Genomic DNA, 14887 nt, shown 5'->3' with positions numbered 1-14887 from the left:
GCCTGAGAGTGCGCCAGTTATGGGCTCACCCAACCCTATTTTCTTAGTGTTTTCAGGAGATAAGAGCATGAAATCCAGCGCTATCGCATCCATTACAGCTTATGAGTGTCTAGACTCTCGTGGTTTTCCTACTGTAGCCGCTACCGTCACTCTACAAAACGGAGCGCAGGGGTCCGCAATGGTTCCCTCGGGAGCCTCGACCGGAGAGTACGAGGCGCTTGAGCTACGAGATGGTGATGAAGCTCGCTACCTTGGCAAGGGTGTCCTAAGGGCCGTTGAGAACATCAAGGAGAAGATAGCTCCAGTTGTTGCCGGACACGACGTGCTTGAGCTCGCAAGTCTCGATCGCAAACTTATAGATCTCGACGGCACTGAGATGAAAAGTCGCCTCGGAGCAAATGCGATCCTGGGGGTCAGCCTTGCGGCGGCCCATGCCGGGGCAAATTTCCTCGGAATTCCGCTCTTTCGTTATATCGGAGGCGCAAACGCTCGGCGTCTTCCCCTACCACTTGTGAATGTTATTAACGGCGGAGCGCACGCTGCGAACCTTCTTGATTTTCAAGAGTTTATGATAGTGCCTCACATGTCCTCGACCTTCTTTGAGAATATCAGGTGCGCTTCAGAGGTTTTTCACGCACTTAAAAAGAACCTAAAAAAGAAGGGGCTCTCAACCGGTATCGGCGATGAGGGCGGCTTTGCTCCCGACCTAGCCGGACCAACGGAGGCGCTTGAGGCGCTGATCGAATCAATTACCGATGCCGGCTATGAGCCCGGTGTTGACGTGTCGATCGCACTCGATGTCGCAGCCAGTGAGTTCTACGACGATACTAAGAAACGCTACATATTTAAGAAGAGCACCAAGGAGGAGTACTCCTCGGCAGACCTGGTGGAGCTATACGCAGGCTGGACCAAGAAGTACCCACTGATCAGCATTGAGGACGGCCTTGATGAAAATGATTGGGATGGTTGGCGTCTAATGACCGAGAAACTAGGCGCAACTGTACAGCTAGTTGGTGACGATCTCTTCGTTACAAACGTTAAGCGCTTAGCTGATGGTATCAACCAGGGTATCGGCAATGCCATACTGATTAAGCTTAATCAGATCGGAACCGTTACAGAGACCCTTGAGGCTATAAATCTCGCTCACCAGAACGGCTATCGTTCAGTTATGTCGCATCGTTCAGGCGAGACCGAGGACACCTCAATAGCTGACCTAGCTGTTGCAACGGGCGCAGGGCAGATAAAAACCGGCTCAGTTTGTCGTAGTGAGCGCACAGCGAAGTATAACCGACTACTGTGGATCGAGACCTTCCTAGAGGGTTCCTCAATCTGTGAGAATCCGTTCGCGTGATAGGCTGGCTGCTCTCATTATTAGCGGCGGCGACCATAGTTGCTGCCTGGTGGACCCCAGGCTCGGTCGAATGTGCCGCCTTAGGCTGGAGCTCTGTAGCTCTTTTTGTAGCGTCGCTGCAGGCCCCTAATAGACGAATCATGCGCGCCTTCGTAGCTGGGGCGATTACCTATGCCGGTGGTTTCTACTGGCTCTACGGTACAATTAAGGATTTCGGTGGATTTCCGACCGTTGCGGCAATCGCTATATTTGCCCTCTTTGTGTTTGGAAGTGCTGTACAGTTTATTATCTGGGGCTTTGTTTGGCAGCGCCTGCCGCATTTTATTATCCGCCTAGGACTGCGCAGCGCTGTTGCATGGCTGATAGCGCATCATTTTTGGATTAAGATCTTTCCCTGGGATTTTGGACATACCCAGATCGCCTTTCTTCCCCTGGCACAGATCGCCGATATCACTGGGGTAACCGGCATTACTTTTTTGATGATGTGGCTGGTTGAAGCCTTGGTAGCCCGAAGATCAGTCGGAGCGCTCCCCCGTATAACTGCCTGCGCTACATTTATAGCTGCTATTATGTACGGCGTGTATGCCCAAGACGTTATCGAAAGGCTAGCGGGAACTCCACTTAAAACGTTCCTTATTCAGGGCAACGTCTCACTGCACAAAAAGCATAATATGCAGTACTTCACCGTTAATCGCGAGCAGTACCTAAAAATAAGCGCGCGCGTTGCAGAGAAGGACTCACTTATAATCTGGCCAGAATCGACTATCACTGAATTTATTCCTGCTAACCTAGAGAACGCGTACTCTAGCGCAGTACTACCGTTTCTAAATAATGGCTCGGCGTTTCTAATAGGGGGGCTTACCTATCGATCGAAAGCGGAGTACTTCAATAGCTCTATCCTGATTCGCCCCGATGGAACCCTCGATACCCCTTATAACAAGATGATCCTTATGCCGTTCGGAGAGTACACTCCGCTTAGCTCCCTATTGCCCTGGTTGCAGGATATAAACTCAACGGCGGGCCAGTTCACACCAGGAAGTAATCCCTCTGTGCTCTCATTTACGCTCTCAAACGGCTCTCAGATAAAGTTATCGCCGCTCATCTGCTACGAAGATATATTACCCTCAATTGCCCGTGATGCAACCGTGCTGGGAGCTCAACTTCTTATCAATCAAACCAACGACGCCTGGTTCGGAGACTCCGTTGCTCCGTATCAACACCATATGATCGCGGCCTTTCGTGCCATAGAGAACAGGCGGTTTCTTTTGCGCTCAACTAATACCGGAGTGACCGCGGTGGTCGATCCACTTGGGAGAACTTTGGCCTCACTCCTGCCCTTTACCGAGGGTGTTTTACCTATGGAGATACAGTTACTTTCCTATAGTACTATTTTCACCACTTACCCTATCTACCTAGTTTGGTGGGGGTTGGCGGTTCTGTTTGTACTGTTAGCTCTGCGGCCCCAGAAGCGCTCGCAACAAATTCACTTGTGAAGAAAGCCTCCCCTGCCGATAAGTATCTGTGAAGGGAATAGATAGCTTTGCTCTGCCGAAGAGTCTTACCGTTGTATCGAGCCTCGCTAGATCCTATCTGCCTTGTATTTTTTGCTTTCGATATGGGGGTTTTATGAATTATTGCTCGCTCCTTAGGGGGCTATCTCGCGCAGCTACTCTTTCCACCATTGGAACTATCCTACTAACGGTCGGTTGCTCAATGCCGCAATCAGGTCCCGATAAAACCATCGGAGCCACTATTCTCGGCGCCGGCTGGGGCGCTGGTGCCGGTGCCATTATCGGCAATCAGGTTGATGCTAGTGGTGGTGGTGTTGCAGTTGGTGCCGGAGTAGGCGCAGCGGCAGGGCTCCTTATGGGTGCCGGCTGGGATCTATCAGAAAGCGCTCAACTTGATCAGAATCGACAACTGGCGTCACTGCGAGTTCAGAGCACGACGAACCAGATAGAACTTGAGAAGATTCAGGCGCGCCTCGATAGCACAACTGAAACCGACCCAGTTGGCGGTGTCTATCAGGTCTTCTTTGATGAGGATCAAACGAACTTAAGACTTGGGGCTTTCTCAGGTCTTGAGCAGGTGGCTGAGGCTATAAAGGCGAGCTCTATGGTAACGGCCGTTAACGTAGCCGGTCATACGGATGACACAGGTAACGCAGAATATAACGAACGGCTAGCCCAGACACGCGCCTCAGAGGTTGGTAGCTATCTTGCCTCACGGGGTATCTCGTTAAGTCAGCTCAAAATTAACGGCTACTCAGCAAGTCGCCCAATTGCAACTAATAAGACCTCCGGGGGGCGTCAACTTAACCGTCGGGTTGAGGTATATATTTCTCGGTAGCGCTACACTCATGAGAGCGTTACCATAACAATTAATCTAAATATCTTTCTTTTGTAGTAAAGGTTTACACATGAGCGCTGCCTTTATCGTCGATGCTGTCCGTACACCACGCGCGCGCAGAAAGGGGAAATTTACAACGGTTCATCCCGTTGACCTATTAACATACCCCTTAAATGCGCTCTGCAACCGGACACAGCTCGCGCCGGAGCTAATGGAGGACCTGCTCGTTGGCTGTGTAACGCAGGCTCAGGAGCAGGCCTGGTGCGTAGGAAGGGCCGCAGTTCTCGCTGCCGGTTGGCCGATCTCTGTTCCTGCAACAACTATCAATAGATTGTGCGGATCTGGTCTACAGGCCCTTAATTTTGCGGCTCAAGGCGTTCTGGCTGGACAATACGATCTAGTAGTCGCTGCTGGACTTGAGCACATGACACGTGTTCCGATGTTTAGCGATGGTGGCGGAGAGACAAGTCCCCTCTTGCTTAAGCACCATGCAGACCTTGTTCAGCAGGGCGAATCTGCCGAGATCCTAGCTGAACGTTTCAAGATCTCGCGGGTTGATGCAGATACCTTTGCGCTACGCTCACAAACTAATGCCAAGCTCGCACTCGAACAGGGTAAGTTCTCTAAGAGCATGATAGCAGTGCCCTACAGAGATGATCAGGGCGTTGAACAGGTATTAAGCAGAGATGATAATCCCCGTCCTGAAACGACGCTTGAGGGGTTGGCAACTCTTAAGACGGTTTTCAAACCGGATGGAATTATTACCGCCGGCAACGCCTCTGCTATTGTCGACGGCGCGGCTGCGATCTTGGTTGCAAGCGAAGCAGCGCTCTCTCAGCACTCACTTAAAGCGCGAGCTCGTATCGTGGCTCAAATATCAATAGGATCTCCACCGCGCATTATGTTAACTGGCCCAATTGAAGCCTCTCGTCAGGCGCTAAAAAGAGCCGGACTATCGGTACAACAGATCGATCTCTGGGAGATAAACGAAGCTTTTGCTCCTGTACCGATTATGACGATGCGTGAGCTAGGGATAGATCCTGAGCGGGTCAACGTAAATGGCGGAGGGATCTCACTTGGCCACCCCCTCGGCGCAACGGGTGCCATGCTAATAGGCATGGCGATTGATGAGTTAGAGCGGCGTCACGAGCGCTATGCCATGGTGACGATGTGCATCGGGCTAGGCATGGGAATTGCGACTATCCTGGAGCGAGTATAGCCAAGTATTCTGCCACATCCCCTTACCCTCCGTAGAGATCTAGTCGATAGCTAATTAAGGGAGATGTGAGAAGCTCCCCCAGAGTAAAGTTAGTGTGCTCAGGCACATAAAGATGTTTGCGCTTATTAATAAGTAGATTCAGATGGTTAGGCTATCCAACTCGGATGGACCTCTTATAACCATTCGATTATACTAGATACATCTGCGCTTAATACGCCCTTTTGGTTGTTACCCCGACCCCAGTTGGGCGCATAACCTAGATAGGCCGATAAGTTACATATCGATACACGATGCTGCGTACGCTTGAAATTCTGCTACTTCAATTTATCGGGTGGTTCTATACGCTCCCGCAGATCATGGGCCTAGCAACCCTTGGGGTAGCGACTATAGGCTGCATCTTTGCGCAGTTCTTCATCACCGGAAATACAACGCTCGGCAAGACCTTCTTACCAGGCGCCCTTGGACTCTGTTTCTTCGTGGCTGAGGTCTTTCACTTTTCATCACAAGAGAAGGCCCAGGCAAAGATCTCAGCCGTTCTCTCGCTCCTACAGGAGCCGCATGAATCGATAGCTCCAGTTCCCTTACTTGAGCCCCTTCTATCTATCCTAATCGCCCCCGCAGAGAATCGCTTTATATTTGAGGAGAGCCTCTTCATTGTCTTCTTCGGCTATCTATTCCTGGTAGCGCGCTATAGTTGGGGCGAATACAAGAAGACCGGCATTATCCTCGGAGATATCTCCCTCTCCTCGCTAGTCAAAGAGACTGCAAAACGCCCTAAAAGATCGATGACTAATGAGCTTGGCTCCGGTGACCTCGCCAATACTGAGCAGATCGCTAAGTGGACAAAGCCCAGCGGGAAACCTGGAGATACAATTCTCTACGTCAATGAGTTGCGCGGCAGTGATGGGGTCTCATTTAATCAGGCCAAACTAATTATCGCACGAGAGGAACGCAACCGTCACATCCTTATCGTAGCTAAAACCGGCGGAGGAAAAACAACCAAGTTCATCAAACCGATCCTGTACAACGATTGCATGGATCCGCAGCGCTCGACGATAGTCATAGATGCAAAGCCTGAGATGTGGCAATCGCTCGCTGCGATGACGAGAAAGTACAATCCTAGTAAGCAGATCTTGCTCTTTAATCCATTAGACACGAAACGCTCTCTAAGCTGGAATATCCTAGCTAAAATTGAGGACGATACGGACTGCAAACTAATTGCGCAGACCGTTATATCGGCAACAGATCTACCGCAGGCAAAATCAGACAGTCCATTCTTTCGTAACAACGCCCTGGCGATCCTTAACTCCATCATGGTTGGCCTGCTGCACGATCCGAAGGAGAACCTCTCGATGCCGAGGATCCATCAGATCGTTCAATCCGGTATAAAGCCGCTCTGCGACTGGCTAGAGGCGCATCCTGAAGCGATTAGAAATACCCGCGCCTTTGTTGAGCTAGCTCGCTCCGGCTCTCAGAACGCCGATACGATCATGTCCGAACTTAGTATGCGTCTAAGCGCCTGGGATCTCCCCGCTATCCGCGCAACAACCTCGGTTAACGAGCTCGATATTGATGACCTGATTCAGAAGCCTACCCTCTTTATCGTTGAGCTACGCGAGTCTGAGGTTGAGATGTTGCGCCCCATGGCGAACGTAATTGTAGTAGAGCTGCTGCGCTTCCTCACAAAACGTGCGGAGCGCTGCCCAGGTGTAACGCTACCAAGGCCGGTTGGATTAGTAATCGACGAGTTCGCAAGTGCCCTAGGTCGTCTTCCTGATATTCACGTCAAGCTCAATACCCTCCGTTCTCGTAACGTAAGTATTGTAGCGGCTATTCAATCTACCGCGCAGATCAAAGCTAACTATAGCGATGATGCAGACTCGGTGCTGGCGGGCTTTAATACCAAGATCTTTATGCCGGCCCTTGATCAAGCGGACTCCGAATGGGCCTCTAAGGAGAGCGGTCAGATGACGATCCGCTTTCAGACCCAGTCGACCGGAGCGAATAGAAAGATGATCGAGGTCTTCGCAAGTAAAAACGATAGTACTCAGGAGCAGGTTCAGCAGAGAGCGGTGCTAACACCCGATGAGGTCGGTCGACCAGCTGATAATATCTGCTCTATCTTTATGCCCAATACCCCGGTATTTCAGGGACACCTAATACCGTTCTACAAGATTCCTGAGCTCCTTAAGCCCCTCACTGAATTTGATAAGGGCGATTATGAGCTTAAGCTCCGCACTGAGGAGATCACGTACGAGGAGAAGCCACTTGAGATTGCACAATCAACCACTGGCGCGGCACCCGCATCAGGGGGATTACCCGCAGGTATCTCAGATACTAAGGGCTGGAGCGATACACAGATCGTGGACAAGCTTACTGAGGTTAAAAAGTCGCTTGAGTGGGATAATACAACCGGTAGCGCACGCAAGTGGTGGGAAGCCTTTGAGAGCGAGAACAAAACCCGCACACCGTTGGTGCTGCGTTTGGCTGAGGAGCTTCAGACCCGCAAAGCTACAATCACAGAATTCTTTTTAGCCTACGTCTACAGCAATACCGATAATATTCAGGCAAATCTAAGCTACCTCGACTACAGCCGCCTTAAGAAGGATGAGGAGAAGAAAAAGAAAGAGGCTGCAGGCAAAGCCGTAGCAAGTAACGACGATGGCAAGGGGGGCGAACCTTGGTAGCTGGCTTACGCTAAGCCGCAGGCGCGTGCCACACCCCGCTCAATACTGCGCGAGGTTGGAGAGACGTAGGAACGCCATCGACCGATTAAACGACCATCACGATCGATCAGAAACTTTTCAAAATTCCAGAGCACCTCACCCCTTAGATCGGTTGGGCCCCGTTCAGTCAGGAATGAGAAAACCGACTGCTTCTCCCCTCCTTTGACCGCTGCCTTAGAGAAGAGTGGAAAGGTTACACCGTGGCGTATCCGGCAAAACTCCTGAATCTCACCATCTGATTTGGGCTCCTGACCCATAAAATCGTTGCTAGGAAATCCTAGGATAGTAAAACCGTGCTCCTTGTACCTTTGATAAAGCCCCTCCAGATCGTCGTACTGCTTGGCGAAACCGCACTGAGAGGCCGTATTAACGATCATAACGACCTGGCCAGCGTAGCATGAGAAGTCCGAGGGCTCCCTTGAGCTAGTCGCAGCCTCCTGCGGATAAAGCCTAGCATCAGAGCTCTTGGGCCTAGCTGTTATTCCACCATATAGATAGTTTAATAAGCGCATATTGTCCTCATTTTAGGGGTTCCTCTACCCCCATACTTATTGACGATATCCCTAACGGGAGGTCTCCGCACTATCTACTGACTTCTTACGCTCTGGACTAACTCCAATCAGCATAGTTATGGTCTTCTGTTTTAGCGTGGGATCTATAAAAAACTTAGTGACATCATCAATTAAGTTACCAAATCCAGGTATATGCGCCCAGAAGGTATTGTATGCCCGCAGCAGACGATCTCGGTGCCGCACCCCACGACTCTCAAGGTAGCTACAGCTACGCGCCTCTGTAAACTCTGAGGAGCTCTGCCCCTCTTTATTTAACTTGATAAGGTTAAATAGCTCACGCGCAGATGCGCAGACCTCCTGTCCGAATAGTCGCAAGGTCAGCTCCTCAAGCATCGCTGTCGGAACGCCGCGCGCCCTAGCGACAGATACCAGGTCCTGACCAACGTTAAGCTGAAATGAAAGCCCGATCTGGTACATCATCTCATCCATCCAGTTAAGATCCTCTGGAATACGTGGATTAATATAACCAGCCGCAGGTGTAGCAAGCACATCGAGTAAGGCAATACCTAGCTGCTCTGCAGAGAATGACTCGGTAAGGTTGTGAATCTCGGTCGCAACCTCCTTGGATGAATACCCCTCAAGATGCAAGAGGGTCTCGTTAATAAGATCAAGGTCAACCTTCATCTCTTTAATACAACGACGCAACGTTGCATCGGGATAAAGCAGGTCAAATACCTGCTCAATCGTGCGTTGATCCAGTTTATTATCCCGCAACCTCTGTTGCAGGAGGTCGATATCAACCGAATCAAAGCACTCTAAAAGACGGGGAACAATCTCAGGGTCTATACCCTCAAGGTGTAGGATGCTCTCGGCAAAAAGCTCGGGCGTTAATGCTATACGCGCAGCGCCAAACTTTAAGTGTTGCCGCAATCGTGGAAAATCGCGATCAAATGCCCGCTCTAACGCCAACAAATTAGGAAGCGCGGACCCTTTCCAGTGTTGTCGCAACTTCTCCATATCCTGCGGAGTATCCCTGCGCATTGCGCGCAAGGTGATGTGAAAGGCATGCGCCTCGGGGGCCAAGACAATCGCCAGCGTGTCTATCAAAAGATCCTCCTCTTCAGGATCAGGGAAGCGCTCCAACAGATGTGCGCCAAGATCCACAAGGTGAGTTTTTTCAAAGCTCTCGCGAATAACACTTATATGGCTAGGTGGGATATCCCTAACACTCTGTAACGTTAGGGGATCATCATAGCTTGCACTAACAACCTCAGCGAGCTCTACGCCGTTTAGTAACAACTCAACCTCAGAAAGCACCTCTGTGCTTAAACACTCACTGAGCGCTATGCGCAGCGGCACCTGTGGATCTGTCAACTCATAGAAAGCACGCTCAATGCGATTGAGCTCCTCGTAGGAGTGCTTGCGTAGCACCTCTAAAATGGGTCGATCTAGCTCTCCAAGGTCGGCATCACGATCCATTAACTGCGCGCAATCAATGGCCACCTGTTCATCCTGCTCAGAGGTTATAAAGTCAGGCTCCCATACACCAGGTGTTGGCTCTGCGCCTCGGTAACGCGCCAATAGGTCCAAATTAAGGGGCCAACGTCCCTGTCCATCCAGGTATCTAACAAGCAGTTCCTGCAGCTCCTTAGCGGCTACCTTAAGCTTTATAGCCGTTAGTCTTTGTTCAATAGCCTCTCGCACCTCTAAGCCAAAGAGAGACCGAAACGCCTGCTGCACGCTCATACACTCCCTGGGAGAGAGGAATTCAACATGTTTTAGCATCTGGGTAAGATCGAAGGAGGCCGCTATGTGCTCGTTCATTACGAAAGCGCGTCGTCGCGCGTCGAAAAGACCTAGTGATGAGAAAAGCGAGGGATCGATCTCGTAGCCAAATTGATCCTGCAACGCATCGTTTGTGCGCATAAATCGATCGAAAGAGAGGGCATTTAATCGCTCTGCGATTAACTCATAAGAATTAAGTAGTCGGTGACGGATTGAATTTCGATTACGCCACATGCGCTGCTTTTTAAAGCGTCGCAGGAAGGGCCCAATGCCCTGCGTATGATCCCGGTCAACAGAGTCCTTTGGATCACTTAGTAGATCCTCTAGTCCGTCGGTCATAGTCTTTGGAAATAAGATCTTGTGCAGCTCCTGGGCCTCTCCATCTGGGCTCCACCCTGAAAATAGATTGCCCATCCTGTCTAAATCGATCGCCTGAAAAACTTTTTGCACCTGAACTTCAAGGCCAATCTCAGATTCGTGCGCATCTTGATCCCCACTATCGAGATAGAACCTTTTAATAAGCGCCAATTCAGTCGTATCGCGTCCTAGCAGTAAATATTTGATGGATTTAAGCTGGTCTCTACTCTTAAAAGCTGCCAATTTTCTTGTATCATTGACCTCTGCCTTTCCGATCGTGCGACGCCCCGCACTCTGAACTTCCGTTGTTGCAGCTGGATTGATAATAAGAAATAACTGTCGAGCGAGATCTTTATATGGAATAAGGAGAAACTCCTCACGCAGCGCGCGGATCTGCCTCTCGGTGCAGGCCAGTAGCAGAGTTGTAATGCGAGCGGCCTTATCTGGATCGTCTCCGTGGTATAAATTCCAAATTATCTTAGCCATTCCTTCTATATCTAAGCCATTAATGATCCGCCCTATACGCTCGGATGCTTCATGCCCGACCCGCTTGATTATCTGATGATAGATCTCTGGTCGCTCTCCACGATCGCGAATAGCGGTATAGTAGTGCTCAGTAAAGAAATCGTTGGTCTTGTCTAAGATCTCCTTTGACTCTTTAGCCCCCCTTTCAGCCAGCACCACATTAACTGCGCTTAGGTACACATCTATGTCGGTCTCGCGCACCTTTTGAGCTAGATTATATAATTGATGCGCCAAGGCTTCTGCAGTCTCCTGCTGCTCCTTGCTGCGAACATCGCGCGCAACCTTAGCTAGTCGGGGTTCAGGACTAGGAGGGGCCAGGGGCTCGTGTGCAATCTCAGCAAGCAACCCCTCTCCACCCTCTATCGAGAGGGGTCGATAGAACTGGTCAAAAATTTCGCCCTGATAATAGTAGTGAGAGAGATCCTGCGCTTGCTCACCCTGCTCAGAGGTTGGGTCAATAGCGGAAGTAACCTCCGCTGGAAGCAGCTGAGAAGCTAGTATACGCTTCTTAAAGACGATCTTCTTGCCTCCTCCCCGTCCGGAGTCCTTCATCTATAACGCTCCTGTGAAACAGCGCCTTACACGTACTCCATCTCTAACCAAGCACGTTCGCGCTTGTCTCGGTCCGGATCATCAATGATCTCTTGAAGTACTAGTCGGCCAAGTCGGGCATAAATTACCTCAATTGAGGCGCTTTTTCCGTCCATAAAGAGCGGATCAAGGAAATCTGGGTGAAAGCGCAGCATATGCTCCATAACTGCTCGATCATGTTCAGATTTTGCGATTATGGCCCAAACGTTCTTACCGATCCATGCGAAATCTGCGGCCTTCCAATCCAACATTTGTTGCACGTAATGCCCTATAGAAAGTAGCTCCTCAGGTGCTGGCGGACGCTCAAACTGATAGGTCCCCTCAGTACAACGCATACGCTCTGCAATCCACACCAGGTTATTAACAAGCTGCGGCATACAGTGCTTGGCAAGAACGCGCCGCTCTAGGGTCGAATCTATGTAGGCCATCTTCATCGGATGAACACGTCGCAGAAAGGCATCATCGAGCTTTCTATTGAAGTTTTTAGTAAAGATAATAAGAAGGTTATCAACGTTACAATCTATCGGCGGTCGCGACTCTAACCAGATTCGCGCGTCCTGAATCGGACCAAGAAAGAATGTATCGATATGACCCTCGACCTTATCAAGCTCGTCGATTAACAGAATAACCGGCTGACTCTGTGATTTAAGGAACGCTCGTGAAAGAATTCCTAAGTTCATGAGTTTATCTTTTGCCGCCGCCTCTTGCCCTGCCATTGAGGATGCAATAGCAAGTGCAGAAGGCACCTCGATCAGATGTGCTGTATTCATGCCCTGATAACAGCTAAGACACATAAAATCCGCCCCTGTAATCTTGGCAAGGCACTTGGCGAGGAAGCTCTTACCGCAACCCGATGGCCCCTCAAGCAACATGGCGCGTGTTCTATCAGAGGGAGTGGTAAGCAGGAGCGACATCTGTGTGGCTGTAAAACGGGCGCACTGATAACCGACCTCTGCCAGTCGTCTAGCCATCTCCTCAGGATCTTTAAACTTAGTCAGTCCTACTTTTTCCGGTCGATACGCCTTGCCTCGACGCTTGGCATCTGGATCGTCGATGATGCCCTCAAGCAGCCATCGTCCTAGACGCGCATAGATCTGTTCGATCGTTGCGTTGCGATTATCAGGGATAAGGGGATCGGCAAACATCGGGTGGTCACGCATCATCTGCTCAAATACGATGCGATCGTGCTCCGATTTCGAGAGCATGTAGAAAAGGTTCTTGCCTATAAAGGCATAGTCGATCAGATCCCAGGTCAGAAGATGCCCCATGTAGTGTGCCGCCTTAAGCAGCTCCTCAGGCGCAGGTGGGCGCTCGAATGGATAACTTCCATCCGACGCACGCATCAGATCTGCAACACGAATAAGGTTATCTGCGATCTTAGGTGAGCAGTGCGGCGCAAGAACCTTTCTCTCAAGCGACGAGTCCATGAACTTCATCCGTAGTGGGTGCACACGTCGAAGTAGCGCCTCACTGATAGTACGCTCAAAGTTCTTTGTGAAGATAATAATCAGATTATTAAGGTTTGCATCAATTGGGGGTCGCGATTCAAGCCATACACGCGCATCCTGAATAGGTCCGAGGAAGAAGGTATCGATACCAACCTCGACCTTATCTATTTCATCGATTAGCAGGATAACCGGCTTAGTCTGAGAGGCAAGAAACGCCTTAGAGATAACTCCAAGGTTCATCAACTCTTCAGTATTAGTTATTGCCTTACCAGCCATGGCATTTACCATGCCGAGCGTAGATGGGATCTCAAGCAGATGTTGCAAGTTCATGCCCTTAAAGCATGAAAGACACATCAACTCAGCACCGGTAATTTTCGCCAGTGACTTAGCCATAAAGCTCTTACCGCAACCAGAGGGGCCCTCAAGCAGTATGCACTTTACGCTGTTGACGTTTGTATTGAGCATCAGTGAGATCTGAACCGCATAGAACGGCAGACTGTGGTATCCAACATCGGCTAGTTTTAGCTCTAGCTCCTCAGGCGTACCGACACTCTGAAAGCCGATATGATCCGGCTTGTACTCGGAATGAAAGTTTGGATTAACGACACCAAGCTCGCTACCATCGGTCTTTGGCCCAGCATTCTCTGCATTCTTTCCAAGGCGAAAGTTAAAGCTCTTAGCAGCAGTTGTTGCCTCTTCGTTGTTGTTATGATCGTTGTCATTCATCGTCATAGCTACGGAAACCTCAAAAGAACATGCGCAACCCAAATCCCCCTCATCTCGGACATTCTAATTAGTTATGGCGAATTGAACGGTGCATGTAACATTTAGTTTTCTTCTGTATCTTTAGGTCCTCTTTGGCAGCTGTAAAATACGCTACGAGTAACTATAACTAGCTAATATTACTATACTTATAATTTACACCTACGAATATTGCGTAATTTTAAGCCACCCTTTTTTTAAGGTGCCGTATAAAAATGCCCCAATTTCTCATGCTTTCAGAGGTATAGCCGTTAGACCTTGTAAGGGAGCGCTGCCAGGAAGGCAATTTGCAACCCGCTATAAAAGTGCAAGGACAAGATGTCTGTAGTTATCGCATCCAACCTAATTTCATTACGTCTACAAACCCAGATTAAGCGCACGGTACGCGAGCTCGGTTCGGTATACGAACGGCTGGGCTCGGGACTTAGAATTAACTCTGCTGTAGATGAGCCGGCTGGCCTGGCGTTGTCGAATAAACTGAGATCACAAAGCAAGTTGCTCGCCGTCTCTGTCAGAAACGCTAACGATGGGCTCTCATATGTAGCAACGGCTGATTCAGGCCTGGCAGAGATAACTAGCCTACTTGAGCGCATGTCGGAGCTTGCAAATCAGGGCGCAAACTCGATCTATACGTTAACACAACACTCCGCCCTGCAATCTGAATTTGAGGCTCTCGGCTCTGAAGTGGAGCGCGTGGCAGTGGTGTCCCAATTCAATGGATTTAATACGCTCAACGGAAGTGTCGATAAAACTGTTCAAGTAGGATTCACTGGCGATAGCTCCTCTACCATACTTATCTCATCCGTGATTGCGACCCTAGCAGATCTCAGCATCGGCTCCGCTGGTGCGCTGACATATTCCCTGACAGGTACCAGCATCAACGATGCGGTATCAGCCTCCCAGTTGGCCGTAGTTGCTCTAAGCTCAGCTATTGATCAGATTTCGCTCAAGCGCGGTGTTGTAGGGGCTGCAAGCGCAAGGCTACGATCGGCTATAAACCTGCTGACCGTTATGCGTGAAAACACCTTGGCAGCAGAGAGTCAGATTCGCGATACAGATATCGCCGAAGATATTGCAAAGCTAACCCGACTTAATGTGCTTCGGCAGTCTCAGATAGCCCTTCTGGCACAGGCGAATCAATACTCTACACAGGTCCTTAAGTTACTTGAAAACTCATAGCAATCTGGCTACTGACAGGCCTGTGGTCATGCCTCATCTTAATCCACAATAAATTCAAGTATCTATATGGTCAGATCAGGATA

At 49.9% G+C, this 14887-nt stretch carries 9 protein-coding genes; 6 read left to right on the top strand and 3 right to left on the bottom strand.

What is annotated here, in order from left to right:
* The first annotated feature begins 67 nt into the window (after window positions 1–67).
* The 5 genes from eno to NTV65_01830 all read left to right on the top strand — a co-directional run bounded on the left by eno (window position 68) and on the right by NTV65_01830 (window position 7606).
* Window positions 68–1351: a phosphopyruvate hydratase gene (gene eno / locus NTV65_01850; GenBank protein ID MCX6113945.1), complete on the top strand. Its 1284-nt coding sequence runs from the start codon at window positions 68–70 to the stop codon at window positions 1349–1351.
* Window positions 1348–2844, top strand: a complete 1497-nt coding sequence (lnt, locus tag NTV65_01845; protein MCX6113944.1) for an apolipoprotein N-acyltransferase — start codon at window positions 1348–1350, stop codon at window positions 2842–2844. Before eno ends, lnt begins: the two co-directional genes overlap by 4 nt.
* A 133-nt stretch (window positions 2845–2977) precedes the next feature.
* Window positions 2978–3700 (top strand): OmpA family protein, encoded by a 723-nt coding sequence (locus NTV65_01840; GenBank protein ID MCX6113943.1) that lies wholly within the window; start codon window positions 2978–2980, stop codon window positions 3698–3700.
* 70 nt (window positions 3701–3770) lie between these two features.
* Complete coding sequence (locus NTV65_01835; protein ID MCX6113942.1) at window positions 3771–4919, top strand: thiolase family protein; 1149 nt, start codon at window positions 3771–3773, stop codon at window positions 4917–4919.
* A 290-nt stretch (window positions 4920–5209) separates the two neighbouring features.
* On the top strand, window positions 5210–7606 hold the full coding sequence (locus NTV65_01830; GenBank protein MCX6113941.1) for a type IV secretory system conjugative DNA transfer family protein: 2397 nt from the start codon (window positions 5210–5212) through the stop codon (window positions 7604–7606).
* A gap of 5 nt (window positions 7607–7611) precedes the next feature.
* Here NTV65_01830 and NTV65_01825 read toward each other — a convergent pair whose 3' ends face one another.
* From NTV65_01825 to NTV65_01815, 3 genes are read right to left on the bottom strand one after another with little or no spacing between them, the layout of a single operon-like run.
* On the bottom strand, window positions 7612–8157 hold the full coding sequence (locus tag NTV65_01825; protein ID MCX6113940.1) for a glutathione peroxidase: 546 nt from the start codon (window positions 8155–8157) through the stop codon (window positions 7612–7614).
* Window positions 8158–8208: 51 nt separating this feature from the next.
* The gene (locus NTV65_01820) at window positions 8209–11376 is read right to left on the bottom strand and encodes a hypothetical protein (protein ID MCX6113939.1); all 3168 of its coding nucleotides are present in this window, start codon (window positions 11374–11376) and stop codon (window positions 8209–8211) included.
* Window positions 11377–11402: 26 nt separating this feature from the next.
* Complete coding sequence (locus NTV65_01815; GenBank protein MCX6113938.1) at window positions 11403–13595, bottom strand: AAA family ATPase; 2193 nt, start codon at window positions 13593–13595, stop codon at window positions 11403–11405.
* Between the two features lie 348 nt (window positions 13596–13943).
* On the opposite strand from NTV65_01815, the gene NTV65_01810 reads away from it, so the two are divergent.
* The gene (locus NTV65_01810) at window positions 13944–14804 is read left to right on the top strand and encodes a flagellin (GenBank protein ID MCX6113937.1); all 861 of its coding nucleotides are present in this window, start codon (window positions 13944–13946) and stop codon (window positions 14802–14804) included.
* The last annotated feature ends 83 nt before the right edge of the window (window positions 14805–14887 follow it).

It is taken from the genome of Pseudomonadota bacterium (genome assembly GCA_026390555.1).
GTDB lineage: Bacteria > Bdellovibrionota_C > UBA2361 > UBA2361 > OMII01 > OMII01.
Note: the sequence above shows the minus strand (reverse complement) of the source record. Positions and strands in the feature narration are given on the sequence as shown.

Coding starts and splice junctions, on each gene's coding strand:
- eno (MCX6113945.1), top strand. CDS start 68: ATGAAATCCAGCGCTATCGCATCCATTACAGCTTATGAGTGTCTAGAC.
- NTV65_01835 (MCX6113942.1), top strand. CDS start 3,771: ATGAGCGCTGCCTTTATCGTCGATGCTGTCCGTACACCACGCGCGCGC.
- NTV65_01825 (MCX6113940.1), bottom strand. CDS start 8,157: ATGCGCTTATTAAACTATCTATATGGTGGAATAACAGCTAGGCCCAAG.
- NTV65_01810 (MCX6113937.1), top strand. CDS start 13,944: ATGTCTGTAGTTATCGCATCCAACCTAATTTCATTACGTCTACAAACC.
- NTV65_01840 (MCX6113943.1), top strand. CDS start 2,978: ATGAATTATTGCTCGCTCCTTAGGGGGCTATCTCGCGCAGCTACTCTT.
- NTV65_01820 (MCX6113939.1), bottom strand. CDS start 11,376: ATGAAGGACTCCGGACGGGGAGGAGGCAAGAAGATCGTCTTTAAGAAG.
- NTV65_01830 (MCX6113941.1), top strand. CDS start 5,210: ATGCTGCGTACGCTTGAAATTCTGCTACTTCAATTTATCGGGTGGTTC.
- NTV65_01815 (MCX6113938.1), bottom strand. CDS start 13,595: ATGACGATGAATGACAACGATCATAACAACAACGAAGAGGCAACAACT.